Source organism: Streptomyces sp. NPDC001480, assembly GCF_042894725.1.
Classification (GTDB): Bacteria; Actinomycetota; Actinomycetes; order Streptomycetales; family Streptomycetaceae; genus Streptomyces.
The window spans coordinates 69,013-95,016 of sequence record NZ_JBIAVX010000009.1 but is presented as its reverse complement, the minus strand read 5'-3'; the positions used below and the strand labels follow the sequence as shown (position 1 = coordinate 95,016).

General features: G+C 69.6%; 28 protein-coding genes and 3 pseudogenes. 16 read left to right on the top strand and 15 right to left on the bottom strand.

Translation table 11 applies throughout. From position 1 onward, the window contains the following. Window positions 1-15: 15 nt before the first annotated feature. Entirely contained in the window at window positions 16-978 is a 963-nt protein-coding gene (locus ACFY01_RS23045) for a YihY/virulence factor BrkB family protein (RefSeq protein ID WP_390737604.1), read from the top strand. A 634-nt stretch (window positions 979-1,612) separates the two neighbouring features. On the opposite strand, the gene ACFY01_RS23040 is transcribed toward ACFY01_RS23045, so the two are convergent. Next, window positions 1,613-2,449 carry an enoyl-CoA hydratase/isomerase family protein gene (locus ACFY01_RS23040; RefSeq protein ID WP_390737603.1) on the bottom strand — a complete coding sequence of 279 codons (837 nt, stop codon included), beginning with the start codon at window positions 2,447-2,449 and terminating at the stop codon, window positions 1,613-1,615. A gap of 85 nt (window positions 2,450-2,534) precedes the next feature. Beyond that, window positions 2,535-2,699 carry a hypothetical protein gene (locus ACFY01_RS23035; protein WP_390737602.1) on the bottom strand — a complete coding sequence of 55 codons (165 nt, stop codon included), beginning with the start codon at window positions 2,697-2,699 and terminating at the stop codon, window positions 2,535-2,537. A 159-nt stretch (window positions 2,700-2,858) separates the two neighbouring features. On the opposite strand from ACFY01_RS23035, the pseudogene ACFY01_RS23030 reads away from it, so the two are divergent. Beyond that, window positions 2,859-3,680 (top strand): annotated as a pseudogene (locus tag ACFY01_RS23030) (alpha/beta fold hydrolase); the annotation flags it as partial. A gap of 424 nt (window positions 3,681-4,104) precedes the next feature. Here ACFY01_RS23030 and ACFY01_RS23025 read toward each other — a convergent pair. From ACFY01_RS23025 to ACFY01_RS22995, 7 genes are all read right to left on the bottom strand, one after another. Continuing rightward, complete coding sequence (locus ACFY01_RS23025; protein WP_390737601.1) at window positions 4,105-4,728, bottom strand: isochorismatase family cysteine hydrolase; 624 nt, start codon at window positions 4,726-4,728, stop codon at window positions 4,105-4,107. Window positions 4,729-4,988: 260 nt separating this feature from the next. Beyond that, window positions 4,989-5,144, bottom strand: a complete 156-nt coding sequence (locus ACFY01_RS23020) for a DUF6131 family protein (protein ID WP_390737600.1) — start codon at window positions 5,142-5,144, stop codon at window positions 4,989-4,991. Between the two features lie 86 nt (window positions 5,145-5,230). Then, window positions 5,231-5,839: an alkaline shock response membrane anchor protein AmaP gene (locus tag ACFY01_RS23015; RefSeq protein ID WP_390737599.1), complete on the bottom strand. Its 609-nt coding sequence runs from the start codon at window positions 5,837-5,839 to the stop codon at window positions 5,231-5,233. Between the two features lie 30 nt (window positions 5,840-5,869). Continuing rightward, entirely contained in the window at window positions 5,870-6,556 is a 687-nt protein-coding gene (locus ACFY01_RS23010) for a DUF6286 domain-containing protein (RefSeq protein WP_390737598.1), read from the bottom strand. Window positions 6,557-6,608: 52 nt separating this feature from the next. After that, window positions 6,609-7,013, bottom strand: coding sequence for an Asp23/Gls24 family envelope stress response protein (locus ACFY01_RS23005; RefSeq protein WP_390737597.1), 405 nt, complete (start codon window positions 7,011-7,013; stop codon window positions 6,609-6,611). Next, the gene (locus ACFY01_RS23000; RefSeq protein WP_390737596.1) at window positions 7,010-7,180 is read right to left on the bottom strand and encodes a hypothetical protein; all 171 of its coding nucleotides are present in this window, start codon (window positions 7,178-7,180) and stop codon (window positions 7,010-7,012) included. The genes ACFY01_RS23005 and ACFY01_RS23000 overlap by 4 nt, the downstream gene beginning before the upstream one ends. A 73-nt stretch (window positions 7,181-7,253) precedes the next feature. Then, window positions 7,254-7,739 carry an Asp23/Gls24 family envelope stress response protein gene (locus ACFY01_RS22995; protein ID WP_390737595.1) on the bottom strand — a complete coding sequence of 162 codons (486 nt, stop codon included), beginning with the start codon at window positions 7,737-7,739 and terminating at the stop codon, window positions 7,254-7,256. A gap of 155 nt (window positions 7,740-7,894) precedes the next feature. On the opposite strand from ACFY01_RS22995, the gene ACFY01_RS22990 reads away from it, so the two are divergent. The 8 genes from ACFY01_RS22990 (at window position 7,895) to ACFY01_RS22955 (ending at window position 15,161) form a co-directional block, all read left to right on the top strand. Beyond that, a complete protein-coding gene (locus ACFY01_RS22990; RefSeq protein ID WP_390737594.1) occupies window positions 7,895-8,485 on the top strand; it encodes an RNA polymerase sigma factor in 591 nt (196 codons plus the stop codon). Between the two features lie 218 nt (window positions 8,486-8,703). Then, the gene (locus ACFY01_RS22985) at window positions 8,704-9,135 is read left to right on the top strand and encodes a hypothetical protein (RefSeq protein ID WP_390737593.1); all 432 of its coding nucleotides are present in this window, start codon (window positions 8,704-8,706) and stop codon (window positions 9,133-9,135) included. Further along, complete coding sequence (locus ACFY01_RS22980) at window positions 9,132-9,509, top strand: hypothetical protein (RefSeq protein WP_390737592.1); 378 nt, start codon at window positions 9,132-9,134, stop codon at window positions 9,507-9,509. Before ACFY01_RS22985 ends, ACFY01_RS22980 begins: the two co-directional genes overlap by 4 nt. 76 nt (window positions 9,510-9,585) lie before the next feature. Then, a complete protein-coding gene (locus tag ACFY01_RS22975; RefSeq protein ID WP_390737591.1) occupies window positions 9,586-9,726 on the top strand; it encodes an oxidoreductase in 141 nt (46 codons plus the stop codon). Window positions 9,727-10,193: 467 nt separating this feature from the next. After that, window positions 10,194-11,891, top strand: coding sequence for an alpha-keto acid decarboxylase family protein (locus tag ACFY01_RS22970; protein WP_390737590.1), 1,698 nt, complete (start codon window positions 10,194-10,196; stop codon window positions 11,889-11,891). A gap of 410 nt (window positions 11,892-12,301) precedes the next feature. Continuing rightward, window positions 12,302-12,529: a ferredoxin gene (locus tag ACFY01_RS22965; RefSeq protein ID WP_390737589.1), complete on the top strand. Its 228-nt coding sequence runs from the start codon at window positions 12,302-12,304 to the stop codon at window positions 12,527-12,529. Beyond that, entirely contained in the window at window positions 12,519-13,913 is a 1,395-nt protein-coding gene (locus ACFY01_RS22960) for an NAD(P)/FAD-dependent oxidoreductase (protein WP_390737588.1), read from the top strand. Before ACFY01_RS22965 ends, ACFY01_RS22960 begins: the two co-directional genes overlap by 11 nt. Window positions 13,914-13,952: 39 nt before the next feature. Continuing rightward, complete coding sequence (locus ACFY01_RS22955; protein WP_390737587.1) at window positions 13,953-15,161, top strand: cytochrome P450; 1,209 nt, start codon at window positions 13,953-13,955, stop codon at window positions 15,159-15,161. Between the two features lie 44 nt (window positions 15,162-15,205). Here ACFY01_RS22955 and ACFY01_RS22950 read toward each other — a convergent pair whose 3' ends face one another. Then, window positions 15,206-15,400 (bottom strand): hypothetical protein, encoded by a 195-nt coding sequence (locus ACFY01_RS22950; RefSeq protein ID WP_390737586.1) that lies wholly within the window; start codon window positions 15,398-15,400, stop codon window positions 15,206-15,208. A gap of 238 nt (window positions 15,401-15,638) precedes the next feature. Then, window positions 15,639-15,845, bottom strand: a complete 207-nt coding sequence (locus ACFY01_RS22945) for a hypothetical protein (protein ID WP_390737585.1) — start codon at window positions 15,843-15,845, stop codon at window positions 15,639-15,641. Between the two features lie 191 nt (window positions 15,846-16,036). Between ACFY01_RS22945 and ACFY01_RS22940 the strand changes: the two genes are divergently transcribed. Both ACFY01_RS22940 and ACFY01_RS22935 read left to right on the top strand, forming a co-directional pair. Continuing rightward, a complete protein-coding gene (locus ACFY01_RS22940; RefSeq protein ID WP_390737584.1) occupies window positions 16,037-16,534 on the top strand; it encodes a DUF1003 domain-containing protein in 498 nt (165 codons plus the stop codon). 147 nt (window positions 16,535-16,681) lie between these two features. Then, window positions 16,682-19,195, top strand: a complete 2,514-nt coding sequence (locus tag ACFY01_RS22935; RefSeq protein ID WP_390737583.1) for a flippase-like domain-containing protein — start codon at window positions 16,682-16,684, stop codon at window positions 19,193-19,195. A 25-nt stretch (window positions 19,196-19,220) separates the two neighbouring features. On the opposite strand, the pseudogene ACFY01_RS22930 reads toward ACFY01_RS22935, so the two are convergent. Beyond that, a pseudogene (locus ACFY01_RS22930) lies at window positions 19,221-19,451 on the bottom strand (DUF664 domain-containing protein); the annotation flags it as partial. 205 nt (window positions 19,452-19,656) lie between these two features. Here ACFY01_RS22930 and ACFY01_RS22925 point away from each other — a divergent pair. Further along, on the top strand, window positions 19,657-20,010 hold the full coding sequence (locus ACFY01_RS22925) for a LexA family protein (protein WP_390737582.1): 354 nt from the start codon (window positions 19,657-19,659) through the stop codon (window positions 20,008-20,010). 180 nt (window positions 20,011-20,190) lie between these two features. On the opposite strand, the gene ACFY01_RS22920 is transcribed toward ACFY01_RS22925, so the two are convergent. Continuing rightward, entirely contained in the window at window positions 20,191-20,856 is a 666-nt protein-coding gene (locus tag ACFY01_RS22920) for a TetR/AcrR family transcriptional regulator (protein ID WP_390737581.1), read from the bottom strand. 84 nt (window positions 20,857-20,940) lie between these two features. Here ACFY01_RS22920 and ACFY01_RS22915 point away from each other — a divergent pair, with 84 nt between their 5' ends. Then, window positions 20,941-21,678 carry an SDR family NAD(P)-dependent oxidoreductase gene (locus ACFY01_RS22915; protein WP_390737580.1) on the top strand — a complete coding sequence of 246 codons (738 nt, stop codon included), beginning with the start codon at window positions 20,941-20,943 and terminating at the stop codon, window positions 21,676-21,678. A 465-nt stretch (window positions 21,679-22,143) separates the two neighbouring features. On the opposite strand, the gene ACFY01_RS22910 is transcribed toward ACFY01_RS22915, so the two are convergent. Continuing rightward, window positions 22,144-23,001: an alpha/beta hydrolase gene (locus ACFY01_RS22910; RefSeq protein ID WP_390737579.1), complete on the bottom strand. Its 858-nt coding sequence runs from the start codon at window positions 22,999-23,001 to the stop codon at window positions 22,144-22,146. 278 nt (window positions 23,002-23,279) lie between these two features. Here ACFY01_RS22910 and ACFY01_RS22905 point away from each other — a divergent pair. Beyond that, window positions 23,280-23,402 (top strand): annotated as a pseudogene (locus tag ACFY01_RS22905) (IS630 family transposase); the annotation flags it as partial. 140 nt (window positions 23,403-23,542) lie between these two features. Further along, entirely contained in the window at window positions 23,543-24,229 is a 687-nt protein-coding gene (locus tag ACFY01_RS22900; protein ID WP_390737578.1) for an alpha/beta fold hydrolase, read from the top strand. Between the two features lie 161 nt (window positions 24,230-24,390). On the opposite strand, the gene ACFY01_RS22895 is transcribed toward ACFY01_RS22900, so the two are convergent. Continuing rightward, on the bottom strand, window positions 24,391-25,995 hold the full coding sequence (locus ACFY01_RS22895; protein WP_390737577.1) for a GMC family oxidoreductase: 1,605 nt from the start codon (window positions 25,993-25,995) through the stop codon (window positions 24,391-24,393). Between the last annotated feature and the right edge of the window lie 9 nt (window positions 25,996-26,004).

The following is a 26,004-nucleotide window of genomic DNA, read 5'->3' as shown; positions in this document are numbered from 1 at the left end:
GAGGAGCCGCAGACGATGGGGACGGTGGTCCATGTCCCGCAGACACGGGACATGATCGGGGACGAACTCTCCGGCGACGAGGCGTTCACCGCGCTACGACGCTACGGGGGCGTGCGGCTGTTGCTCGACGCGTTCTCCCGGTTCCGCTACGCCGACGGTTTCACCAACGCGCGCGCCCTCGGTTTCCAGATCGTGCTGGGCATGGTGCCGTTCGCCATCGCGCTCGTCGGCCTGGCCACGGCCGCGCACACGGAGAGCGTGGGACGGATCGTCGAGCTGACCCTGGGCAGGATCGTGCCGGGCGCCAGCGCGGACGTGATCGAGGACGTTCTGCGCGGCACCCGCCGCACCGCCGGCTCCGGCACCTGGAGCAGGGTCGCGCTGTGCCTGGGCCTGGTCTTCTCCGTCGTCAACCTGGCCTCGGCCATGGGCCAGGTCGAACGTGGCGCCAACCGCATCTACGGTATCGAACGTGACCGGCCCTTCCCCCGGAAGTACGGCAGGGCCGTCCTGCTCGCCTTCGCCGCCGGCGTCCCGATGGTCCTGGGTTTTCTCGTGCTCGTCGCCGGCGAGGCCGTGACCGCCGCGACGACCGACGCGCTGGACTGGTCGCGACCGCCGGAGTGGTGGGGCGCCCTCGATGTGCCCGTGGGCACGGCCCTCGCCTGGGTCGCCTCAGCCGTCATCTTCCGCTGGTCACCGCGACGGGACCAGCCCGGGTACACGTGGCTGGCGTTCGGATCCGCCGTCCACCTGGTGTTGTGGGTCACTGCGACCTGGCTGCTGACGCTCTACGTCTCCCGCAGCGGCTCCTTCGGCGCCGTGTACGGCCCCCTCACCGCGTTCGTAGCCCTACTGCTGTGGGCCAATCTGACGGGGATCGCCCTGTTCCTGGGCATCGCGTTCGCCGCGCAGCTGGAGGCGGCGCGCGCCGGGCTGGGCCGGGCCGTGCAGCCGGACCCGGGGCCGGGGCCCTGACCCAGGCCGTACCGCTGTCGGTCCCCACCACGACGCCGCCGGCGTCGACGTAGCTCACCGAGACCGGCTGTGCTCCCGAGCCGACGGCCGTGAACGTCGCCGGGCCGGCGACGCCGGCGACCACCGGCAGCGTCTGGGGGTGGCGCCGTCGTAGGTGAAGCGCGAGCATGACCGCTCCCGCGCACAGTGGTCGGAGCGCTTTCCTCCTGGTGGCCGGCGTGACGGACCCCGCAGCACAGCGGCGCGGTGCGGCATCGACGCACCGACGAGGCCGGTGCGGACACTGCTGCCCGGCGGTGCACCAGGGCTCGGCCGAACCCCGCCCGTGCACTTGAGCTCATCAAGGACCGCACGCTGACCTGCGAGGTCCGCGACAGCAAATCCCTCGCGCCGCGAGTGCGCCGCGCGAAGACCGTCGACGAAGGCGGGCGCGGCTTGTCCGTCATCGCCCAGCTCACACAGATCTGGGGCGTCCGTTACTCCCCCTCCGATCGGGGGTGCCCTCGGTGTCGCTATGGCCGCTGTGGAGGGCGGAGCAAGGGTGCGGCCGGGAGAGTCTGCTCGGCCCAGACGGCTCTGTCCTTGGCCAGGGCAATCGTCTGGGTCCAGCAACGGCGTAGCGCGGCTGGTGCCATCAACTGGGGAACTCCGCCACTGCCTTGCCGAGGTTGCGTTCCAGTTCACCGGGCGTCTGGAGGCCCCGGTTCGTGAGGTAGTCCAGGCGCTCACGGCTTTCGGGCAGTGCAACCAGCCCGAGGAACATGGCCGAGTCAGATCGGACGTTCGCCGGCTGCGGCAGGGCCAGGTCATTGATCGCGCGCTTCGCGGCCTTGACTCCTGCGGGTGGGAAGCCAGCGATGCGCTTGGCCAGGCGCTCGACGAAGCCGTCCAGTTCGGCGTCAGGCAGGGCGCGGTTGATCCAGCCGTAGCGCTCTGCGAGGTCGGCGTCGAAGTCGTCGGCGCCGGTGATGGCTTCGATGGCGCGTGTTCGGCCGAGCCGCCGGGTCAGGTGCTGGATTCCGCCGGCGCCGGGCAGCGCGCCGGTGCCGGACTCGAACTGCCCGAAGACCGCGTTCTCACGCGCGGCGAAGATCATGTCGCAGGCGAGGGCGAGTTCGTTGGCGCCGCCGCGGGCCCTGCCGCGCACCTTGGCGATGGTGATCACCGGGACGTGCGCCAGCTTGTACAGGAACATACCGAGCGAGGCGTCACCAGGGCCGCCGGCCTTAGCGGCTTCTGCGGTGTACTGCGGGATCGCCGTGAGGTCCACGTGCGCCGAGAAGAATTCGGGTGAGGCGCTGTCGATGACGACGACCCGCACGTCGCCCGGGTCCGTGTGCAGCGTGCCGACAAGTGAGACGAGGTCACGGACGAGGTCGACACCGATGAGGTTGAGGGGGCCGGCATCGAGGGTGGCGAACAGGACACCGGCCTCGTCTCTGGTCCGAATCGACGAGTACGCGAAGCTCATGATCTTTCCTTTGAGTGAGGGGTGTTGCAAGGCGGAGGTTCTACAGAACCACTCCAGGGCCGTACGGGGTATGTCTCGAACTGCCCTATTGCGGCTTGAAGCGCCTGCCTGCCGGAGCACGAGACGTCCTGATCTGCAGCGCCCCTGCTTGGAACTCAGCAGCGTCCGCACCGGTGGTGCCCTGATGCTCGGCGATGAGCATCAGCAGCGAGGGTGTGAGTGAGCGCTCGTCGGCACTGACGTCGGCCATCGAGTGCTTGTGTGACATTCGAGTGCCTGCCAAGCCTCTCGCAGAAGCGGTTACACCGACTGCCGTACCGATTTCACCCGATTGCACTGGGTGAGCTGGCTCGGTGCCATGGACGCGTGAAGCTGATTGCGGTACAGCCTGACGGAAGGCGAGAACAGAATGAGTGCGGTCCATGGCATACGACGCCACAGACGGCGTCTCCACGGTGCGGCAGCTGGATTCGCCGTCGCCGTCCTGTGCGCGGCACCGGCTTCAGCGGAAGGCGGGGCAGGCAGCGTCAAGCCCACCATCGTGCTGGTACACGGTGCCTTCGCCGACGGGTCCAGCTGGAACGGGGTGATTACGCGCCTGCAGCAAGCGGGGTATCCGGTCATCGCTCCGGCGAACCCGCTGCGTGGACTGGCCAGCGACGCGGAGTACATCCACAGTGTGCTGAAGAGCGTGCACGGACCGGTCGTCCTCGTCGGTCACTCCTACGGCGGCGCTGTGATCAGCGAAGCTGCTGTCGGTGATGCCCATGTCAAAGCGTTGGTCTACGTCGCCGCCTTCGCCCCCGCGGAGGGGGAGAGTTCTCTGGAGCTGTCCAACAAGTTCCCCGGGAGCACTCTCGGCCCCACCCTCAAGAACGTACCCTTCCCCCTTCCGGGCGGGGGCACCGGCATCGACCAGTACATCAAGGCCGACAAGTTCCACGACCAGTTCGCCGCCGACGTGCCCAGATCGGTCACCGACCTGATGGCCGCCACCCAGCGTCCCGTGGCCGCCTCGGCCCTGCAGGAGAAGGCCACCAAGGCCGCCTGGAAGACCATCCCTTCCTGGACTCTGATAACGACCCAGGACCGCAACATCCCGCTGGCCTCACAACGCTTCATGGCCCAGCGCGCCCATGCACACACCGTCGAGGTCAAAGCGTCCCACGCCGTCGCGGTATCCCGGCCGGGCGCGGTCACCCGCCTGATCGAGCAGGCCTCCCAGGCCACCGGCACCACGACGACCGCGGCCGATCCTTCCGGCCCGACCCTCGCGAACACCGGCTCAGGACGGCAGACCACGCACGCCATCACCCTTGGCAGCGTAGCCGCCGTGTCGGTGGCCGCAGGTTCGGTCATCGTCCTCCTGGGTCGCCGGTGGCGATCGGAGAACAGCGGTCGCTGAGGCTTGTCCCGCAACCGCAGAGATGCAGTTCGCCGCATTCCGTCATCTCGAGAGCCGCCGCCGAGTACGCCCGGTCAGCAGCCGCGTCGTCCGCACGGCGCCGGTGTGGTCACGGGGAGGCGCAAGGTCACCGGCCTCCTTCGTCAGCAGGTGGTGTGGCGAGTGAAGCACCTTCTGACAGGGCTGCGGGGAGTTACCCCAGTACAGCCTTGACGACGTCGTCGTTCGACATGGGGGTCTCCGGCGGTGATCACCGTGGGCCGAGTGCGGCGGTGAGTTGGTCTGTGGTGACGATGGCCTGGGCGTAGGTGGGGCCGTTGAGTCGGTGAGCGGCGTGCATCATCTCGGGGCTGAGGGCCGCGGTGGCGTCGGTGACCAGCGTGACGTGGTAGCCAAGTTCCATGGCGTAGCGCGCGGTTGCTTCGATGCAGGTGTTGGCCAGGACGCCGACAAGAACGACATGGGTCACGCCGTGCTGCTTGAGCTGCATGTCCAGGTCCGTGTTGGCGAACCCGCTCGATCCCCAGTGTTCCAGCACGACGACCTCACCCGGCTGCGGACCAAGGTCGGGGTGGAACTCCCCGCCCCAGGAGCCCCGGGCGAAATGGTGGAGCTCCTGGATCTTCCGCTGTGAGGGGGTCGGGTGGTCCCACGTCTCGTAGTCGCCCGGCTCCCAGCGGCGGTGCGGTACGAACACCACGAGCACACCGTTTTCGCGGGCGGCGGTGATCACGGACCGGAGATGGTCCAGAAGATCGACGCTACGGGCCACGGGCTCCAGACGGGGCCAGACCTTGCCGCCCTCCGAGAGGAAGTCGTTGTAGGGGTCGACCAGCAGGACGGCCGTGTGGCGAGGATCGTAGGTTTCGGCCATGGTTCCTCCTCGTGCCGGCCCTATTCGGGGGGTTCGGTATGCAGCCGGCGGCGTGAGGCGGTCATCTGCAGCGTCCGGTGCAGAAGGCGGTCGCTCGCGGCCGCTCATCTGCTGGCCGCCGCCTCAGGGCCGCAGCCTGTCGCGCGCTGCAGGACGATGACGTAGTTGGTGCGCTCCCCGGCCGCTTGCTTCCGTGGGGTAGCAGCCCGATAGGGCGTCGACCGCCGCCGGGGTCACTGACCTTCAGGGCCTGACTGCCATTACCAGTAGTGGTGTCGACCGGCGACGGCGTGTCCCGTCGTGCCGAGGACCCACAGGATGGCTCCGACGACCGCCAGGATGATCCCGATGGTCCACAGGATGGATATGCCGGTGACGAAGCCGATGACGAGCAGAATGATGCCCAGGATGATCATGGTCATTCCTTTGGGGAGAGGTGCCGGTCCCTGCGGACTGTGAAAGTCTGCAAGGGGAGTTGAGGCGGGAACGGTCTGTCTCCTCCTTACTCCGCGCGGTGTGGTTTGTGGCGGGTGACGTGTAGGCGGACCTCGGTGGGTATGTCAGGCAGGCCGGTGGACCGGCGAGCGGTGCGGAGCGGGCCTTCGCAGAGGGCGCCGAGGGTGGCGATGGGCGCGCCCTCGGGGGTGAGGGTGAGCCTGATGTGGGTGCGGGAGTGGGCGGGTCGGCCGGTGATGTGGACGGCCGCATGCTCGACTCCCGGCAGGGCACCGGCTTCGGCCGCGATCGCGTCGCTGAGTGCGCGGTCGCGCAGTTCGACGCCGTCTTGCGGTGGTGGGCCGCCGACGGGCAGCACTCCGGGGCGGCGTCGCCTCAGCTGGGCGAGCAGCCACCACAGAGCGAGCAGGACGGCGAGGGCGAGAGCGGCGATGACCGCGGGCCACCACCACCAGCCCTGGCTGCTCCAGCGGGCCCGGTCGGCGGAGCCGAGCAGGACGTCATCCGGGGTGATCAGGGGCCAGCCTGTGGGCGGGGTCAGATCCCGTCGGCGGTAGAGGTCGAGCCCGGCGAAGAGGACCAGCAGCCCGCCGCCGAGCAGGACCAGTCCCGCGAGGGCCAGCAGACTGCGGTTGAGGGCGGATCGCGGTGTCATGGTGCGGGCTCCGGTCTGCGGATTTTTCGGTCAGTTGGTGCGTTGCCGCACCCGTACGACGATGCGGGCAGGGCGGGCGAGGGCCAGCTGGTTGCGTTCCTCGCAGAGGGCGGTGGTGAGGTCGTCCTTCACCTGTCGGGGGTCACGGAAGCGGACGTCCGCGCGCGCTGTGATGCGGTGCCGGCGCGCCCGGATGTGCGCAGTGCCGACTCCGGGGACCCGCATTGCGGCGTCACGCAGCAGGCGGGCGGCGCCGTCGCGGTCCAGCAAGGCCCGCAGCCGCGGGCAGCCGGTGGGGGAGCGCTGGGGCAGCCAGTGCCGTAGGCCGGGGGTGAGCGCCAGGACGATCAGCCAGAGGCCGGCGGCGGCGGCCACGGCGGCTCCTGTCAGCATCCACACGTCGTTCACGGAGCGGGTGGCAAGTTCGTCGGCCAGGTGCCGTCGCCAGGCCGCCGCCGGGCGTCCCGCCCGTACGGCGATGACGTCGCCCAGCGCCGCGACCGCAGCCACGAGGATCACTGCGGCGACCAGCGCCGCCGGCAAACGGCGCGCGGACCACGGCCGGCGGGTTCGGTGCCATCCGTCGCGGTTGCCGGCCGTGAGGTTCGGGGTGGTTACGCCGCGTTCGGGCGGATCGGGCTCCTTCGCCAGCGGCACGGTGGCACGCTGCGCGGACAGCGCGGAGCTGCGGCCGGGAGGAGAGGGGGCGGCTGTCATCGCCGGACTCCTTCCTGCACGGGAGGCCCGGCACCCCGGGCCGCGTGGCCGCTCAGCGGACCCGCCCCCGGCTCGCGTCGGCGGCGGTCACCAGCCGCCGGCCGGTCAGGGCCACCTCTCCGACCCGCAAGCCGGTCAGCTGAGCCACCCGTTGGGCGACGTCCTGCTGGATCCGCTCGCAGACATGGGGGATGTCGGTGGGGTAGGGCAGGTCCATGGTCAGATGCACCCGCACCGAACCGGTACGGACGGCGGCGGAGGCGCTCGGCGCCACTGGCGCGCTCCGGTCGGGCGGTACGGCGGCGCGCCGTGACTGGGCCGTGAGTGCGGCCTGGGCGGCGATGCGGGCTACCACCCTGTCCGGGATGACGGTGGCACCTCGCTCGGCAGGGGGCGGCAAGCCGGTGGCCCGCGCCGGTGGATCGGGCCCCTCGCCCGAGGGGCCGGGGGTCTTCACCGCTGCCTCCGGGCCCGGAAGTCGAGATCGCCCTGCACGGCGAGGCCGCCGATCAGCCCAGCCATGCCCAGGACCAGCACCAGCAGGAAGGCCCAGAAGCCGCCGAAGTAACCGGCGAAGCCCAGGGCCATGCCGGCCGCGAGGCCCGTCGTTGCTGCGTTCATCATGCACTCACCCGTCTCGCGAACGTACGTCACCGTCCACGTGATCACCCGCACGCCCCGACGACGCGGTGGTGGATCACCTCACGCGGCCCTCGTCCGGTCCCGGTTCTTCCTCCTCGTCGGGAAGGCGGACGTCGTCGACGGCGATGTTCACCTCGACGACCTCCAGTCCCGTCATCCGCTCCACGGCGCTGATGACGTTGATGCGTACTCCGCCGGCCACGTCGACGATGGAGACGCCGTACTCGACGACGACGTCCAGGTCGACCGCGGCCTGACGCTCGCCGACCTCGACCTTCACCCCTCGCGTGACGGCTCCTCCGCCCCCGCCGGGGACGCGCTCCCGCACGGCACCGAAGGCACGGGCCATCCCCGCTCCCAGGCTGTAGATGCCGGGTACCTCGCGGGCGGCCATGCCTGCGATCTTGGCCACCACCCCGTCGGCGATTGTGGTCTTGCCCCGTGTCTCGGCCGGAGCGTCGGCTCCGGTGCGGCCTTTCAATGCGCTCGCGCTCGCATCGGACCCGTTGCCCCCGCCGACGCTGGTGATGTTGTCCGTCATGGCGGTCGCCTCGATCGGTCGGTCGGGCACCGGTACGGCGCCCGTCGGAAGGTTGGACACACAGGGCGGCGCATTTCTCACACGCACCGAGTGTGATGTGCATCACATTCAATCTGTCGGGTACGCGGACGATCCGAGTCTTGTGCGGGAACGCCATGATCGAAAGTACTGCTTCCCCACCGCTGGGCCGCGACCTGCTGGAACGCGACCTGCCGGACGGACTGTTGGCCGCGCGGGCGGCCGAGGGGGACGAGGACTCCTTCGCCGCTCTCGTCCACCGGCACGGCTCGTCCCTCCTTGCCCTGGCCCGCTGCATGCTCGGCAACCATCAGGACGCCGAAGAGGCCGTTCAGGACGCGTTCGTCAGCGCCTGGCGACGACTGCCGGAATACCGCCACAGCGCGGAGTTCCGCACCTGGATGTACCGGATCACCGTCAACCGCTGCCTGACCATGCGCCGGCGCCGACCACCACCCCTCTCCCTCGACACCGTCGCCGAGCCCGCGGCGCAAGATGCCTGGAGCCAGCCCGCCCGGTCCGCCGAGCAGCACGCGGCCACCGCCGCCCTCTCCCACGCGCTCGCCGAACTGGACGCCGGGCAGCGGCTCTGCTGGATCCTGAGAGAAGTACAGGGCCTGCCCTACAAAGAGATCGCCCACGTCACGCGGACCAGCGAACAGACGGTGCGCGGCAGACTGTTCAGGGCACGCCGATCCCTGCAGGAGGCGATGGGCCCATGGCGCTAGACGACCCGCACACGCGGCCTCCCCAACCCCCCGGAGCCCACGGGCCCCCTCCCGGCCCAGCCGCCGCCGACCTTCCCCCGATCGCAGGTGATGAGGTACTACCCTGCGGCCGACTGCTCAGCCAAGTCTGGGAACAGGCCCAGGACGCGGCGCCGGCAACGAACCCGCACACCGCCTCCTGCCCGCACTGCCGCGAGGCCACCGAGCAACTGGCCACGGTGAACGCGGCCACCCGGGCGCTGCGCGCCGAGACTTTCGGCCTCCACGCACTCGCCGACCGCGTCATGAACATCGTCAGAGCAGAGGCACGGCTCGGGCGGCTGCTGCCCCTGGCCGACCCGGACCGTAACCTGCGAATCGCCGAGAGCGCCGCGGCAAAAATACTGCGGCAGGCCGCCGACACGGTCCCCGGCGCCAGAGCCGCGACCTGCCGGCTCGCACCCGAGGGCGAAGGCACCGACATACGGGTGACTATGACCCTGGCCGCCGCTCTCGACGGCCCGCTGCCCGACCGGGTCCACCAGGTACGCAGAGCGGTCCTCCACTCGGCCGTACACGACCTGGGTCTTGCCGTGACAGCCGTGGACATCACCGTGGTCGACGTCCTCGAGCCCGAGCCGCCCCTCCCGCCCGGCGGTGGTCCACCATGACCCTCATCCGCACGACCACCCTCCTCGGCGTAGCGGCCGAGGCGGCCCTCGCCGTTCCCGGCGTAACGGGCCTGCAACCCCGCCTCTCCCGTCGCCTCGCGGCAGCCGCCGCATCCCCCCTGAGGAACGCCACACCGTACGACACATCGCCCAAGGCGGGCATCCGCGCCGAACGAGCGCCAGGCAGTTCGGGATGGCACATCGAAGTGCGCTGCGTCCTGGCCGGGGGCCGGCGGACGCTGGACGTCGCCCAGAACGTCCATGACCGAGTAGCGGCCGCCGTCATCTCCCACCTCGCCGCCCTCGACGCCGTGGAGGAGGTCACCGTCGAGGTCACCGTGACCCGTATCGCCACCAGACGCGACGGGGGGTGAGTCCGGCTGCGCGTTCCCCGCCACAGGGCTGGCATAGGACGCCAGGTCCTTCTCCGCAACGTACCCGGACATGTCCATGCGCGAGCGTTCCGCCCGCCGCCTTCCGGTCGTCGAGGAGGGCCACCCGGTGGGGATCAACTCCATCGGCGACCTGGCGATCGAACGCGACGCACGCTCGGCACTCGGCGACATCAGCGCCGCCGAACCCAATCAGTAGGACACTCCATCCCCTACAGCGAGGAACGCCGGCAACTGCCCGCGGCTTCTCCTCGCGCGTGAAGCCAGGCCCGGTCCAGCTGCCAGGCCTGAGCAGTGACCATGCGGCACGGTTTGTCCAGCCCTGGTCTAGGAGCTTGCCCGCAGGCGCGCGGTGGACGGCCAGGCGGGCCGCCACCTCCTCGTCACCGATCGACCAGGCGGACATCGCTTCACCGGGAGGCGCCCCTGAACGTCAGGAGCGTGAGCACGGGCTCAGCCACTCGACAACACGGTCCAGCAACCGGCACCCGACCACCACACAAGCCGGTTCACTCGGCCGGATTGGTCCGCGCGCGTCGATTTGGCACGGCGGGGAGTATGGGCGGGTCGGCTGTTTGAAGGACACGTCACGGAGTAGTACCCGTTTGTCGAGAACCAGGGCCTGCCCAGCCTCAACATGGCCTTTTTGATCAGGAGAACACTGCGATGTCTTCGTCTCGGACCAAACGGATGACGATCGGTGACTTCCTGCTCCGCCGCATGGCGGAGGCCGGGATCGGCCACGTGTTCGGCGTCCCGGGTGACTACAACCTCGAACTGCTCCAGCAGATGCACGATGGCGGCGCGGTGGAGTGGGTCGGCAACTGCAACGAGCTCAACGCGGCCTACGCGGCTGACGGATACGCGCGGCTCAAGGGCATGGGTGCGTTCCTGGTCACCAACGCCGTGGGTGCGATGAGCGCGATCAACGGCGTCGCCGGCTGCTACGCCGAGCACGTCCCGGTCATCGCCGTCTGCGGATCGATTCCGCTCAGGTCGATCGAGCGGAATCTGGGCATGCACCACACGATGGCCGACGGCACCTGGGACCGTTTCCTCAGCGCCTTCGCGCAGGTTACGGTGGCCCAGGTCAGACTTACTCCGCGTAACGCGGCGATGGAGATCGACCGGTTGATCCTGACCGCGTGGCGGGAGAAGCTCCCGGTCTACATGGAGGTGCCCTCCGACATCGCCTACCTGGAGATCGAGGTCCCGGCCGAACCGCTGGTCCTCGAGCAGCCGCCGAGCGATCCTGAGCGGCTGCGCTCCTGTGTCGCCGCGGTCGCGAGCTTCCTGTCCGAGGCGAAGTCGGCGGCGATCCTGGTGGACCTGGACGTCAACCGGTTCGGCGTCGCGGCTGAGGTGATGGAGCTGGCCGAGAAGCTGGGGCTGCCGATCGCGACGTGCAGCACCGCCAAGGCAGTGATCACCGAGACCTTGCCCAACTACGTGGGCATCTACAACGGCAAGGCGAGCGCACCGGAGACGATCGAGGCGGTCGAGGGCAGCGAGCGCCTGCTGACCATCGGCTATCGTCCGATCGAGGTGACCACCGGCGACTTCTCGGCCAAGCTGCCGCCCGAGACCATTCACCTGCGCAGCCACTCGGCCGACGTCGGGGTCGCGAACTTCCAGGCAGTGAACCTCAAGGACGTGCTGCGCGGTGTCATCGACGCCGTCTCGCCGGCCGCCGAGCACACCATCCGCAAGCCCGCGGCGCCCAAGCCGCCCGCGGTAGACGGCTCCGCGAAGCTCACCCAGATGGCCTACTGGAAGGCGGTGCAGGAGTACGTCAAGCCCGGCGACGTGCTCCTGGTCGACAACGGCACCTCGTACGCGCTGTTCGGCATCGACCTGCCGCAGGGGTGCACCTTCGTCGGCTCGGTCAACTGGGGTTCGATCGGATTCTCGGTCGGGGCGCTGCTCGGCACGCTGACCGCTGCACCGGAGCGCCGCCACCTGCTGTTCGTGGGCGACGGCTCCTTCCAGGAGGCCGCGCAGGAGCTGTCGACCATCATGCGGCACGACCACAAGCCGGTGGTTCTGCTGATCAACAACGGCGGATACACCATCGAGCGCGGCTACCTCGGCCGGGACGAGCGTTACAACGACATCGCCACCTGGGCCTACGCGGAACTGCCCAAGGTGCTGTGTCCGAACACCACGGCGCGCTCCTTCGTCGTCAAGACCCCCGACGACCTGCAGAAGGCCATGAGCGCACCCAACGACAAGATGATCTTCATCGAGGCGGTCATGGACCCCCACGACATCCCCGCCCCGATCGCCGCCAGCAGCAACCACGGCGCCGACATCGACTACGGCCCCCGCGGCCCCCATCACCGCGACGGCGCCCAGCTCCTGTAACCCACAAGAAGCAGTGCGCTCACCCGTGAAGCGGGATCTGGGCGACCTCGCAGTGGCCCACCTGGCTTCAGATCACCCGAGCCGTCGAACGCAAGCTCACATCATGCATGCGAGTCAGTAGCCATTTACGCACGGCATTGGCCCCGCGTAGCAACTCCATGCGGGTGCCCCTTCGCACCTGCCGTCGCCCGTGTGAGTGGCTGCTGCGTACGGCCCTGACTCCGTCCACTGGCGATGGCCGAAAAGATGGTGGCTTTCCAAGCCGCCGTGTTCCGGTTTGCGAGCCCCTCCGAGGGAGTCGATCCTGAAGGTGAGGCATGCCAACCGATCGAGTGGACCATACGCAAGGCGCCGCGGAGCTTGCGGCACAGGCCGCCGGGACCGCGGCCCGCGCAGGGAGCGGGTTCCTGATGAGGCTTGTCGTCGATCTCAACCGGTGCCAGGGATTCGCACAGTGCGTCTTTCTCGCCCCGGACGTCTTCTCCCTCCACGGGGAAGAAGCGCTGCTGTTCTCCCCTCGCTTCGACGAGGCACAACGCGACCGGGTGGAGAAGGCCGCGGCCGCCTGCCCGGTCCAGGCCATCCTGGCCGACTACTCCGACGAGCCGACGAGGCGGGTCGAGCCCCATGTCGGCTGACACGGACGTCCAGGTCCTGCGGGGTCAGGGCCGCATCGTCGTGGTCGGTGCCTCGCTGGCGGGTCTGCGCGCGGCGGAGACCTTGCGCGAGCAGGGCTTCACCGGATCACTCACCATGATCGGCGACGAGCCGTACGAGCCCTACGACCGGCCGCCGCTGTCCAAGCAGGCACTGCTGGGGCGGGCACGGCCCGAGGACACCGCGCTGCCGCGGCGGCGCGACGTCGACGCCGAATGGCGTCTGGGTGTCGCCGCCGCAAGCCTGGACCGGGACGCCAAGCAGGTACGTCTGACGAACGGCGACACCGTCCCCTACGACCGCCTGCTGATCACGACCGGGACCAGGGCGCGGCCCTGGTTCCACCCGGAAGAGGCCGCGTTGGACGGGGTGTTCGTGCTGCGTACGCGCGACGACTCCGCGCGCCTGTTCCGGAAGCTGACCGGGGGCGTGTCCCGGGTGCTGGTGATCGGCGCCGGTTTCACGGGTTCGGAGGTCGCCTCCGCCTGCCGGGAGCTGGGCCTTGCGGTCACGGTCGCCGAGCGCGGTCCGGCGCCGCTGGTGGGCGCGCTCGGTGGGGTGATCGGCGCGGTCGCGGACCGGCTGCAACGCAAGCACGGGGTCGACCTGCGGTGCGGGGTCAGCGTCACCGCCCTGGAGGGCGACGATGTGGGACGGCTCAGGCGTGCGCATCTGTCGGACGGTGCGGCGATCGACGTGGACGTGGCCGTTGTCTCGCTCGGGGCCATGCGGAACACCGAATGGCTCGCCGGATCGGGGGTGGCCGCGGGTCCCCGGGGTATCGCGTGCGACGCCGGGTGCCGGGTGTTCGACGTCAACGGCATCGTCACCGACGACATCTACGCCGCCGGTGACGTCGCCCGCAGCCCCCACCCGCTCTTCGACTACCAGTTCCTGGCGCTGGAGCACTGGGGCAACGCGGTCGAACAGGCCGAGATCGCCGCCCACAACATGATCTGTGCGGGTCCGGACCGCCGTCCGCACCTGTGGCTGCCGATGTTCTGGTCCACCCAGTTCGGTGTCAACATCAAGTCGGTCGGTGTTCCCTCCCTGGGCGACCAACTGGTCGTCGCCCAAGGGGCGCTCGCCGAGGAGCGGTTCGTCGCGGTGTACGGCTACCGCGGCCGTGTCATCGCCGCGGCGTCCTTCGACGGAGCCAAGTGGCTGGGGTTCTACGAGCAGCAGATCGCGTCCGGCGCGCCGTTCCCGCCGGAGTACCGCACGGTCGACCGCCGGACCGAGACGCTGCATCCGGTCGACCCGGCCTTCCCCGATCCCCATCTGCCCACCCATGGGGCCACGGTCACGCTGACGGGTCACTCGCCGAGCGAGCGGCGTGTCGCGTTCGTTCCGGCACATGCCTGATCACCGGCCCTGCACCGCCCGGAGCCCTCAGGAGTCACCATGACGTCCGGCACCCTCCTCGCGCAGATCACCGACTACGCCAACCGGGCCGATCCGTACCCGCTCTACGCGGAACTGCGCAAGCAACCGGTCAGGCGGGAGGACGACGGCTCCTACCTGGTCAGCACCTATTACGAGGTGCGGAGCCTGGCCAACGACCCGCGGCTGAGCAACGACACGAGCAACCGCCCGTCCGGCTACGCCCGCGTCGGGCAACCGGACCCGCAGACCGGTTTGCCGCCCAGCTTCATCTTCACCGACCCGCCCGTGCACGACCGGCTGCGCGACACCATCAACCGGCCGTTCGGCCCCCCGCACAGCCCCAGATTCCTCGACGGCCTGCGCGGAGAGCTGGCCAAGGCGGTCACCGAGCTGCTCGACGCCTTCGAAGGCAAGGACCAGGTCGACATCGTCGAGGACTTCGCCTACCCCGTTCCCGTCACCGCCATCTGTAAGGTCCTCGGCGTCCCGCGCGAGGACGAACCGCGCTTCCACGGCTGGGCCGATGCCCTGGCGTCGTCAATCGATCCCCACTCCGGCGACGACGGCGGCCCGGAAAAGGCACAGCGGGCCCGCCAGGAGATGGGCGCCTACCTGACCGGTCTGATCGAGACCAAACGCCGTCACCCCGGCCCCGGGATACTCAGCGCGCTCGCCCCCGACATGACACCGGCCGACCTGGAGGCCACCGCGGTGCTGCTCCTGGTCGCCGGCCACGAGACCACGGTCAACGCGATCACCAACACGACCCTCACCCTGCTGCGCCACCCCGACCTCCTCCAGCGGTTCCAGAAGGACCCGGACCTGGCCGTCCCGCTCATCGAGGAAGTGCTGCGCTACGAGCCTCCGGTCCAGTTCGTCCCGTGGACCACCGCCCTGGCCGACATCGACGTCGCCAGCACCACGATCCCCAAGGGCTCGCCGGTCTGGCTCATGCTGGCCGCGGCCAACCGCGACCCCAAACGCTTCGATGACCCGGACCGGTTCGATCCCGACCGCAAGGACAACGAGCACCTGGGCTTCTACACCGGCATCCACTACTGCTTCGGCGCCCCTCTCGCCCGGATAGAACTTCACGTGGCCGTGCCCGAACTGTTCCGCCGGGTCAAGTTCGCCGGGCTGATCGAGGACCCGCCGCCCTACCGGGCCAACGCCGTGCTGCGCGGCCCCCGCCACCTCCCCGTGGCGATCGAGAGCCTTACGGCCTGAGCGCCGTAGAAGCCCTCGGACGAAGAGTGCGATGGTGCCGGTGTTCAGCGGCTGATGAGACCTGCGATCCCCGTCAGCGGATGGGGAAGGAACGCGATGTCATGTTCTCCGAACTTTTGGGCCGCCGGGTCGCCGGGCAACGGGACGCCACGAATGTGTCCGCCCAGATCGGACACGTAGGCGACGCCGGCGGCAGGGTCGACGCCCAGCCCGATCGCCTCGGCGAAGCCACTCGCCAAGATCTGAGGAGACCTGCCCGGCGCTCCCGGTGCCGGGATCGCCGCCCGGTTGAACGTGTTCCCGCCCGGCGGTGCGCCGCGGTCGGTCCAGTAGAGCCAGTCGCCGTCGAGGTGCAGGTCGATCGGCCAGGGCAGGTCGGACCAGAGCAGTTCGATGTCCGTGCGCCGCTCCGGGCTCTGCCCGGACGGGAGCTCCAGGCCGGCGCAAAAGGGGGCCCACGGCCACGCCCACGCATTCCTAGGAGATGTCGCCGGGCGGGTTGACCACCAGGTCGGTCAGGCCGCTGCCGTCCAACCGCACCCGGCTGATCCGGCGGCCCTCGCGGTCGCTCCAGTACAGGCACCCGGCGCCGTCCGAGGCCAGTTGCTTGCCGGTGGTGATCACACCGGGCGGTACCACGTCCCGCTGGCCACTGCCGTCGAGGCGCATGGCGCACTGCGCCACCCGACGCGATCCTGGCCAGCAACTCCTCCTCCTACGCGTCCAGCGAGTTCATCGACCGGGTTCAGCACCCCGAGCGGGTGCCCCCTGCGCGATCGGAACGCTGACCGGACCCCGTGCCGCACCGGGGATCGGACCCGTCCGCCACGTAGGCTCACGGCTGTTCCCCGTGGACGGTCGGTCGAGGAGGGGCCATGAGCGGCGAGGTGAGCGGTCCGGGTCGTCCCGGCAGGCCGGGCGGTCCGGGGCTGCGGCTGCGGCACGAGCAGGACGTCCTCGCGCGGATGCGAGGGACCGAGGACAAGATCGCGGACGCGATCACCGCCTTCGCCGGAACCATGCTGTTCGTCTACCTGCACGGCCTCTGGTTCACGGTCTGGATCCTGTGCAACGAGGGCGCGTTCGGCCAGGCGGCGATCTGGGACCCCTTCCCCTTCGGACTGCTCACCATGATCGTCAGCCTGGAGGCGATCTTCCTGTCGACCTTCGTGATGGTGAGCCAGAACCGCCAGGCCGCCCGCGAGAACGTCCGCGCCGACCTGGACTTCGAGACCAACGTGCGCTCGGAAGTGTGGTCGATCCACATGGGCCGCGCCCTGGGAGTCGACCCCGGGGAGGTCGAACGCAGCGTGCAGGAACTCCTCGCGGAGAACCGCGCCCGGATGAGCGGCTCCGGCCATTCTCCAAAGTGACGGCGCGGCGTTCCTGGCAGGACAGCCGCACGCACGCCGGGCCCGCCACGCGGTGGGACGATGAGGACGGGTGTCCGGGCCGGCCGGACGACATCCCCAGGGAAGTGAGCGCATGCGCCGTCCTCGCGTCCCCGCCGGTGGCCGGAGGTGACCGGGCACCGCGACACGATCCTGTCCTCCGACATCGTCGGCAAGGCGGACGGCCGGACGGCGCCGGTGATCGACGCACCCCCGCCGCGCGATGTGCGCCGGGCGGCCGATCTGTCGCGGCTGCTGGTGTCCCTGGCAATGCTCGGGCTGGCGGTGCTGGTGGCGGTCGTCACCCGTGAGTTCGCCCGCAGGGTGCAGCAGGGGCTGCTGTCCGCGGCGGCCGCGCTGCCTCCGGGCCTGCGCGACGGCCTGGTCGGCACGGTGCAGGTCGTCGCCCTGGCGGCGCCGGCCGCGGCGCTGGTCGTCCTCGTCGTACGCCGACGGAGCGACGCGGCGTTCAGGGTCCTGCCCGCAGCGGCACTGGGCGCGGCGACCGCCTGGGCGCTCACCCGCCTGGCGCTGGCACGCGGCCGGCCCGAGCTGTGGCCCGAGGTGCTGCTCGGCCGGGGCGGACTGGTCCGGGCGGGCTGGCCGTCCGCGGTGTACCTGGCGGCGTGCGCCGCTGCCGTGGTCGCCGCGGGGCCCTGGCTCGCGCGGCCGTGGCGGCGGGCGCTGTGGTCCCTGACCGCCGCGTGCGTGGTGGTGAGCGCCGTGGCCGCCGCCCTCGTGCCCCTGGAGGCCCTCGCCGCGCCGGCCGCGGGCGGCGCAGCAGGCGCGGCGGTCCTGCTCATCGCGGGCGGCCCGCCGGACCGCCCGCCGGCCCAGGCGGTCGCCGACGCGCTGGTCGCCTGCGGGATCCCGCTCGCCACCCTGCGCGAGCTGCCCACGCACGAGCAGCTGCCCGGCGAGGGGATCCGGTACAGCGCCGAGACCACCGCCGACGCCCGGCTGACCGTACGGGTCGTCGCCGCCGAGGACCAGGGCCGCGATCTGTTCCACCGGCTCGCCCGGCGTACGCTGCTGCGCCACCCGGCCGACCCCGGCGCGCAGACGCCGCTCACCGCCGTCGAGCACGAACTGCTCATGCTGGTCTTCGCCGCCCGCACCGGCGCCCAGGTCGACGAACCCGTGATCGCCTACCCGGTGGACGGCGAGGGCGCGCTCCTGGTGACCGTCGGTCAGGACGCCCGCCCGCTGTCCGCCCTGGAGGCCGAGGAGCTGACCGACCGGCTGCTGGGCGAGGTGTGGCAGTCCGTGGCCCGCCTGCAGGAGCACCGCCTCGCGCACCGGGCGCTGCGCACCGAACACGTCCTCGTAGATCCGCGCGGAGAGCCCCGGCTCACCGCGTTCGCCCGGGCCCGGCTCAACGCGCCGCCCGAGGTGCTCGGCAGCGACATCGCCGAACTGCTGGCCACGACCGCCGTACGCGTCGGCCCGCACCGCGCCACCGCGTGCGCGCTGACCGGCCTCGGCCCCGGCCTGCTGGCGAGCGCACTGCCGTATCTGCAACCGCTCGCGCTGATCGGCCCCGCACGGCGCGAGGTAGCACGTTTCGACCAGAACCGGGCCCGCGCCGCCGGCGGAGACGTCCGGCGCCGTGCGCGGCGCCCCGGCGGCCGGCCCAACCTGATGCACGACCTCGCCGGCGAGGTCCGTACGGCGTGCGAGGCGCCGTCCGTCCCGCCGGCCCGCCTGGCGCGCTTCACCTGGAAGAGCGTCCTGGGCCTGCTCGGCGCCTTCCTGGTGCTGCACCTCGTGCTGCCGCAGTTCGCCAACGCCCCGGCCGCCCTCCACGCGCTGCGCGACGCGAACTGGTGGTGGCTGCTCGCCGTCGTGCCCGTCACCTTCGTCTCGCAGGCGTTCTCGACCTGTCTGCAACTGGGCACGATCCCCGACCGGCTGCCGTTCTGGCCCACGTACCAGGTGCAGTTCGCCAGCTCGTTCCTGAACCGGATCACCCCGAACAATGTCGGCGGCATGGCGCTGAACCTGCGCTATCTGCAGAAGACGGGCATCGAGACCGGTGCGGCCACGGCCTCCGTCGGACTGCAGAGCCTGGCCGGAGCCGTGTCCAACGCCCTGGTCGCCGCGGTGTTCCTCGCCTGGGCCGGAGGGCACCACGCCGGAGTGCGTCTGGACGTGCCCGTCGGCCGGTACGTCCTGCCCGCCGTCGCGCTCACGCTCGCCGCCGGAGGGCTGATCGGCCTCACCCCGCCGGGGCGGCGCTTCCTGCACGAGAAGGTGTGGCCGTTCCTGAGCTCGGCCGGGTCGACCGTCAAGGGCATCGCCACCGACCCCGCGAAGATCGCCGTCGGCACCGTGGGCGCGCTCGGCCTGCCCCTCGTCCAGGTCGTGGGCCTCGCCCTGAGCGTCCACGCGCTCGGCGGCGACCTCCCCTTCGTCCAGGTGGGCGCCGCCTACATGGCGGCCCGACTGCTCGCCAACGCGGCCCCCGTCCCCGGCGGCCTGGGCGCGCTCGAAGCCGGACTCATCGCCGGCCTGACCGCGCTCGGCGTGCCCGCGGGCCCCGCCACCTCGGCCGTCCTGGTCTACCGGCTGCTCACGTTCTGGCTCAACGTCCCCCTGGGCGCGCTCGCGCTCGGTGTCGTGCGGCGACGCGGGTACGTGTGAAGCCGGCTCACAGCCAGGCGTCGGGCCGCTGGCCCACGGCGCCGTCGAGGACTTCGCGGACGACGTCGGTGTGTCCGGCGTGCCGATGGGGCTCGGCGATCATGTGGGTGAGGATCCGGTGGAGTGTCGTCCCGCTCGGCGTGCCCGGTATACGGCCGAGCGCGTCCAGGGGCAGCGACTCGATCGTCTCGTCGGAGTGCGCGCAGGCCCGCCCGTACAGGCCGACGATCTCCTCCCGCGTCTCGTCGGCCCGCGCTCATTCTCAGCCCCGTCCGCTCCATTCGCGCCAACGACTACCGCAGCGGTGTCGTACGAGCCATGGCCCTCTGGCGCCGCGACCCGAGAGCCAATGACCCTCCCACCAGGCTCGCCAGGCCATCGCCCTCAGCAGGACCGCCTAGCCCCAGCGGCGCAGGCGTCACTGGGCACCCGGCCTGCGAGGCAGGAACGAGGGGCCGGTTGTGGTCGGCGACTCCATGATCGATGCGGCGATTTGTGACGACGACACCGTCACCGCAAGCAAGATGGACAGCGCCGATCACGGCGACATCGTCGCTGCGCTCCTGGGCGACGAAGCCACGGTGCAAGTGCTGCGTCAGCAGGACGGGCGGGTGTGGCTCGAGCCGCGTAATCCGTCGTACGACCCGGCCCCAGGCGATGACACCCGCGCCCTCCGGTCCTCCGCAGCGGCGTCGGTGTCCTGTGCCTTCTGTTTGGTCGCGCGGCCGGCGTCGGTGAAGTGGCCGTCGGTGTCGATGAGTCCGCGTTCGCGCATGCCGTCCATGACCGCGGCCAGGCGCTCTTTCGGAAGGTGATGGATGCGTCCGAACGACTCTGGGGCCGACGGGTCGACCTGCACCTCACCGCCAGGATGATCCACCGTTTTGAGAGCGACCTGATCGACCGCGATCCGGCTCGTGCCGGGCTCGCACTGGGTGACCATACGTCTGGAATGCGACGCGGACATCGATCTGCTCATGGCATTGTCCGGCGGATCATGTGGCCGTGATGGCACCAAGTTCGTCCTCGTGGGCCGGACTGCGCCCTGTTGTGAGACGTTTCTGCCCCTCGGGCATGGGCAGGACGGCCAGTGCGGTGTCTGCAATGTTCCGCAGCGTCTCCGGGTCCAGGCCGGCCTTGCCTACCGCCTCGATACCGCGGACCACCGTCAGCAGCAGTGCCGCCAACCGCTCCGGATCCGCAGCGCTATCGATGTCGCCGTGGCGCTGGGCGGCGCTGATCTCCGTCCGCAGCAGGGCCAGCAGTGCCGTCATGGTCTCGGCCGACCGTCCGGCGACCGTCGGGTCGTGCTGGGCCAGTTCCGCCGCGCCCTTGGCCAACAGGCACCCGCGGCGTTCGGTGTCGGAGGCGGTGTTCTCCGCCATCAGGTGCACGTATCCCGACAGCCGGGCCAAGGCCCCTGCGTCCGGGCCACCTGCCAGGCGCCCTTCGGCCACCTCAACGACTGCGGTGCACCAGTCGCCAAACACACGGTGGAACAGCTTGGCCTTGTCGCCGAATGCGCCGTACAGGCTGCCCTTGCCCAGGCCGGTCGCCTGGGCGATGTCGTCCATCCGGGTTCCTGCATAGCCGGTCGCCCAGAACTGTTCCCTGGCCCGCTCCAGGACTTGGCGTTCGTCGAATGCGCGTGGTCTTGGCATGGTCTCAGCCTAGCCATTCTTGACTCAATCGTCCATTACTGCATACGTTATGGACGATCCATTCCACAACTGAAGGGGTTCGACATGTCAGGCGTGCTGCAGGAGAAGGTGGCCGTGATCACCGGAGGGACCAGCGGGATCGGGCTGGCCATCGCTCACCGCTTCGTCCGGGAGGGTGCACGGGTCTTCGTGACCGGCCGGGACATCGACCGCCTCGAAGCGGCAGTCAAGGAGATGGGCCCTGCGGCCACCGGCGTACGATCCGACGTCTCTGTCCTGGCCGACCTGGACGCGCTCTACGCGCGAGTCCGCGAGGAGGCCGGCCGCATCGACGTGCTGGTGGCCAACGCGGGGATCGTCGCGGACGCCGCGCTCGGCGCCCACACCGAGGCGAACGTCGACCTGACGCTCGCCGTCAACGTCAAGGGCCCACTGTTCACCGTTCAGAAGGCGCTTCCGCTGCTGGCGGAGAACGCCTCCATCCTGGTCGTCGGCTCGAGCAACAGCGTGCGGCCCAATGAGCATCTCGAGGTCTACAGCGCCTCGAAGGCGGCGGTGAGCAACCTCGTGCACAACTGGGCCCGGCAATCGCGGGAGCGCCGATTCCGGGTCAACGTCCTCAGCCCGGGACCCACGCGGACCCCTGCCCTGTTGCGCGCCGCGGGGCCGGACGTCGACCGGTTCGCCGAGGCCGTCGTGCCACTGGGGCGGCTGGCCGACGCCGAGGAAATCGCCGAGGCCGCCCTCTTCCTGGCTTCGGACGCCTCGTCGTTCGTCACCGGTGCCGAACTCTTCGCCGACGGCGGCTACACCCGGGCCTGAACGACGGCCGCGCGTGTGCGTCGTACGAGGCCCAGTGCGCCGGGAGCAACGAGATCGTGGCCGTGGCCTCTTTGGATGACGTCGGCCGCCACCCCGACTGCCGCTCCGGCAACGTCTACCCTCGCTCTCGAGTCATAGTGGCCGGAGCCGTACGCAGGTCCTCAACCGTTACGCCCATCGCATGCCGATGGGTTGGTCGATCCGTTCGGGGGAGAGCGTGGTGGCGAGGGTGCGTTGGTTGCCGATCCAGGCCCCGAGCTTGATGTCCCGCGAGCCCGCCGTAGACCCGGTTGGTGAGCATGTTGGCGGGTGTCTCGCCGGGTTCGAGCAGGACGGGTACGACGAGGGAGGCTGTCTTGCCCTCGCAGGGCTGTATGCGCAGCGCGCGGCCGACGGCCTGGACCAGATCGGGCATGGAGTATTAGGCACAGTGCCCGCGCCCTGGATTCCGGGGGTTCGGTTCCCCTATTTCCACATGTAGTCCTCTGCGGCGGCGACGATCAGGTTCTTGACCGCCTGCGGGTGGGAGATGAGGGACACGTGCGAGGAGTCGATCTCCACTGTCTTTCGGGCGTTCGCCCGCTTCGCCTCGAATCGCTCCAGGCTCGGGTTGATCGCCCGGTCCTGCTTGCCGACGAGAACGTACGCGGGTTTGTTCCGCCACGCGGCGCCGGTGAGCTTGTCCGCGAACGCCGACAACGCGATCGGGCGCTGTGTCGCTCCCAGGATGTCGGTCTGACTCGTGGGCAGGTCCGCGGCGAAATCCTGGTGCAGTCTGTCCGGCTGCACGTACACGTCCGTGCCGGTGGTGCCGTCACCGTCGCGGAAGGGCACCTGCTTCAGAGCCTTGCTTAGTTCGGCGGGAGCGTACTTCGCGGAGAGGCTGGAGAACGACTCTCCCGCGTCGGGCATGATCGCGTTGATGTACACGAGAGCCTTGACGTTGGCGTTTCCTACGGCGGCTTGCGAGATCACCTCTCCGCCGTAGGAATGACCGGCCAGCACGATCGGTCCCTCGATGGACTTCAGGAAGCTCGCGAGGTAGGCCGAGTCCTGGGGTATGCCGCGGAGCGGGATGGCCGGTGCGGCCACCGTGTAGCCGTTCTTCCGGAGGCGTTCCACGACACCGTTCCGGCTCGACGCGTCGGCGAAGGCGCCGTGCACGAGCACGATGGTGGGCTTCTCCCGGCCGGGGTCACCGCTCGGACCACCAGCCCGTGCCGTTACGGGTGCCAGGACGGAGGTGGTTCCCAATACCGCCAGAAGTGCCGCACCCCCACGGATGATGTTCAGGTGCTGGCGCGACTTGCAGGGTATTCGCATGCCACTCCTTCGGAGCGAGGGCGTCGAGCGACACCCGGGATTTCAGCTTCGAGGACATCTGCCGGTATGTCCCCGCGCACGGGCCAGCAGAGTGAACGCACTCCCGCTCGCTGCCGGGATGCCGTGACGCTGCAGAAGACCAGGCAGATGCGGAGAAGAAGCCGGCTGCGAAGAAGACGATGGCGCCACGTCCTGGCGCAGCCCGCAGCAGCACCGGCAGGGTGAAGATGGTGGTGCGGGTCTCCGTTCTGGGATCCCCCGAGTTGGAGGGAGAGAGACTGGCGTTCAGCACGCCAGAACACCTCATCCAGTGCATCCGACGCGGCCTGCGCCAGATCCAGTACCGCGGCGACCCCATAGACGGCTGCCTCGCCGAAACGGGTCTGATCATCAACACATGACCACCACGACAACACGTTCAACCTCATAGGCCCACCGATTGAGATGGGGTGACACGCCTGACCATCACGCAAAGACAGGCACTAAAACGTGCAATGTGGTGCAATATTGCATATTTGATCTCTCCGTAGGAGGAAATGCCATGGCGGGCAAGCCCAGCGTTGTCTTCGCCCACGGACTCTGGGCGGACGGGTCGTGCTTCAACAAGCTCATCCCCACACTCCAGGCCGAAGGGCACGAGGTTTTCGCCTCACAGCACGGCCTCGACTCGCTCGAAAGCGACGTCGCGTGCGTCAACTTCACGCTCAACCACGTCCCCGGGCCGATCGTGCTGGTCGGTCACTCCTACGGCGGGACCCTGATCACCAAAGCGGGCACCCACGACCGCGTCGGCGCTCTGGTGTACATCGCCGCGCTCGCCCCAGACGAGGACGAGACGTCGCAGGAACAGCTGGACAAATTCCCCCGCACGCCCATCTTCGAGCACGTGGACGTTGCTGACGGCCGTGTGTGGCTCAAGCCCTCGGGCGTCCCGCACTTCTGCGGCGACCTCCCGGAAGCGGAGCAGAAGCTCGTCCTGGCGACGGGCGCTGTGCCAGTGGCGGACCTGTTCAACCAGCAGGTCCCCGGCACCGCCTGGCGGACGAAGCCAAGCTGGTTCATCGTCGCCAACAACGACCGTACCGTGCCCCCCAACCTGGAGCGGTCCGCCGCCGAGCGCATGGGCGCCACTATCCGTCCCGTGGACAGCAGCCACGTTCCCATGCTCTCCCATCCTGACTTCGTCCTCGATGTGATCCGTGAGGCAGCGGAGTCCCTCGACGCCTAGGCCAAGCCGACCACGACCGGCAGCAGCGCAACACGCAAGGAGGCGGCCCCGGACCGACCGGGCCACCTCCTGGCAACGACATCACGCTTTCAAGCTCAGTAGTAGTGCTTTGTTGGCTGGTCAGGCAGCCTGCGCGAGACAGGGTTTCAGAAACGTCGAGTTCAGCGAGGCCGCTCCCCGATCCGCTCGGCAGCCTTTTCGGCGATCATGATCGTGGGTGCGTTGGTGTTTCCACTGATGACAGTCGGCATGACCGAGGCGTCGACGACACGCAGTCGCTCGACTCCGTAGACCTCCAGATCCGAATTGACGACGGAGTCGTGTCCGGTTCCCATGGCGCAGGTTCCCACTGGGTGATACGCCGTGGCACTCCATTTGCGGGCGTGCTCTTCTAGAGCGGCGTCGTCCAGACCGTCCAGGTCGTCACTGGCCGGCAGGTACGACCGCGCGAGGTATTCGGCGAACGGTGCGCGGTGGGCGATGTCCATGACCGCTCTGAGTCCGGCGACCATGACCGATGCATCCGCGGGCACGTCGAAGTACTTGGGATCGATCAGCGGTGGCGCCTGCGGATCAGGCGACGCGAGACGGACGGTGCCGCGAGTCTGCGGGTGCAGGGGGACGCAGTTCATCGTGAACACTGGCCGGTCAGGTTCCTTCTCACCGCTGAGAATGAGTGCTGTGGCCCCTCCCACCAGTTGGACGTCAGGACGGCTTTGGCCGTCGGTGACGTTGAGGAACGCGCCGACCTCGCCGTAGTTGGAGGCGAAGGGCCCGTCGCCGTGTGTGCGCCACCGTTCGAGGTTGTCCGGGGTGAGCAGGTCCCGGACGATATCAGTGGAGTTCCGGGTCTCCCACACGACGGGAGCCATCAAGTGGTCCTGCAGGTTACGCCCGACGCCGGGCAGGGGGACTCGGACGTCTATGCCCGCATCGTGCAGCTCGTCGGGATCGCCTATGCCCGACAGGAGCAGCAGCTGGGGGGAGTTGATGGATCCGCCGCAGAGCAGGATCTCCCTGTCGGCGTGGGCCGTCCATTCCTGTCCGTCCCGGAGATAGGTGATGCTGGCCGCGCGTGATCCGTCGAGTGTGATCTTTGTTGCCAGGGCGCTGGTGCGTACCGTGAGATTGGGCCGGCCGAGGGCCGGGCGCAGATAGGCGTCGGCCGTGGACCACCGTCGCCCGTGATGGCATGTCACCTGGTACAGGCCGGCGCCGGTAGGGGACGCACCCGCGAAGTCGTCGTTGCGCTCCAGTCCCCATTCCACGGCGGCGTCCATCCAGGATTGTGAGAGTTCGTGGGTGTAGGCGCGGTCCTCGACGTGCAGGGGTCCGTCCGAACCGTGGTAGGGCTCGCCGAGGCGGCGGTTGGACTCGGACTTCATGAAATAGGGCAGGACGTCGTCGTAGCCCCAGCCTTTCGCACCGTGCTCGTCACGCCAGCTGTCGTAGTCGTTCCGGTTGCCCCGGGTGTAGATCATGACGTTGGTGGATGATGAGCCGCCCAGTGTCCTTCCCCGGGGCCAGGAGAAGGTGCGGCCCGGCTGCGGCTGCTCGACCGTACGGTAGCTCCAGTCGGTATGCGATCCGAAGAGCATTCCGAGCGCGGCTGGGATGTGGATGAGTTCGTCGGTGTCGGGGCCGCCCGCTTCGAGGAGCAGCACCCGAGCGCGGTCGTCGCGGCTCAGGCGGTCTGCGAGTACGCAACCGGCGCTGCCGGCGCCCACGATGACGTAGTCGAATCCTTCGATTCCGGTGGAAGTCATGCTGGTTCC

Coding starts and splice junctions, on each gene's coding strand:
- ACFY01_RS22970 (WP_390737590.1), top strand. CDS start 10,194: ATGTCTTCGTCTCGGACCAAACGGATGACGATCGGTGACTTCCTGCTC.
- ACFY01_RS23045 (WP_390737604.1), top strand. CDS start 16: ATGGGGACGGTGGTCCATGTCCCGCAGACACGGGACATGATCGGGGAC.
- ACFY01_RS22990 (WP_390737594.1), top strand. CDS start 7,895: ATGATCGAAAGTACTGCTTCCCCACCGCTGGGCCGCGACCTGCTGGAA.
- ACFY01_RS22895 (WP_390737577.1), bottom strand. CDS start 25,995: ATGACTTCCACCGGAATCGAAGGATTCGACTACGTCATCGTGGGCGCC.
- ACFY01_RS23000 (WP_390737596.1), bottom strand. CDS start 7,180: ATGATGAACGCAGCAACGACGGGCCTCGCGGCCGGCATGGCCCTGGGC.
- ACFY01_RS22920 (WP_390737581.1), bottom strand. CDS start 20,856: ATGCCAAGACCACGCGCATTCGACGAACGCCAAGTCCTGGAGCGGGCC.
- ACFY01_RS23025 (WP_390737601.1), bottom strand. CDS start 4,728: ATGGCCGAAACCTACGATCCTCGCCACACGGCCGTCCTGCTGGTCGAC.
- ACFY01_RS22955 (WP_390737587.1), top strand. CDS start 13,953: ATGACGTCCGGCACCCTCCTCGCGCAGATCACCGACTACGCCAACCGG.
- ACFY01_RS23020 (WP_390737600.1), bottom strand. CDS start 5,144: ATGATCATCCTGGGCATCATTCTGCTCGTCATCGGCTTCGTCACCGGC.
- ACFY01_RS23015 (WP_390737599.1), bottom strand. CDS start 5,839: ATGACACCGCGATCCGCCCTCAACCGCAGTCTGCTGGCCCTCGCGGGA.
- ACFY01_RS22900 (WP_390737578.1), top strand. CDS start 23,543: ATGGCGGGCAAGCCCAGCGTTGTCTTCGCCCACGGACTCTGGGCGGAC.
- ACFY01_RS23010 (WP_390737598.1), bottom strand. CDS start 6,556: ATGACAGCCGCCCCCTCTCCTCCCGGCCGCAGCTCCGCGCTGTCCGCG.
- ACFY01_RS23035 (WP_390737602.1), bottom strand. CDS start 2,699: ATGGCCGACGTCAGTGCCGACGAGCGCTCACTCACACCCTCGCTGCTG.
- ACFY01_RS22940 (WP_390737584.1), top strand. CDS start 16,037: ATGAGCGGCGAGGTGAGCGGTCCGGGTCGTCCCGGCAGGCCGGGCGGT.
- ACFY01_RS22915 (WP_390737580.1), top strand. CDS start 20,941: ATGTCAGGCGTGCTGCAGGAGAAGGTGGCCGTGATCACCGGAGGGACC.
- ACFY01_RS22995 (WP_390737595.1), bottom strand. CDS start 7,739: ATGACGGACAACATCACCAGCGTCGGCGGGGGCAACGGGTCCGATGCG.
- ACFY01_RS22965 (WP_390737589.1), top strand. CDS start 12,302: ATGAGGCTTGTCGTCGATCTCAACCGGTGCCAGGGATTCGCACAGTGC.
- ACFY01_RS22975 (WP_390737591.1), top strand. CDS start 9,586: ATGCGCGAGCGTTCCGCCCGCCGCCTTCCGGTCGTCGAGGAGGGCCAC.
- ACFY01_RS22960 (WP_390737588.1), top strand. CDS start 12,519: ATGTCGGCTGACACGGACGTCCAGGTCCTGCGGGGTCAGGGCCGCATC.
- ACFY01_RS22980 (WP_390737592.1), top strand. CDS start 9,132: ATGACCCTCATCCGCACGACCACCCTCCTCGGCGTAGCGGCCGAGGCG.
- ACFY01_RS23040 (WP_390737603.1), bottom strand. CDS start 2,449: ATGAGCTTCGCGTACTCGTCGATTCGGACCAGAGACGAGGCCGGTGTC.
- ACFY01_RS22910 (WP_390737579.1), bottom strand. CDS start 23,001: ATGCGAATACCCTGCAAGTCGCGCCAGCACCTGAACATCATCCGTGGG.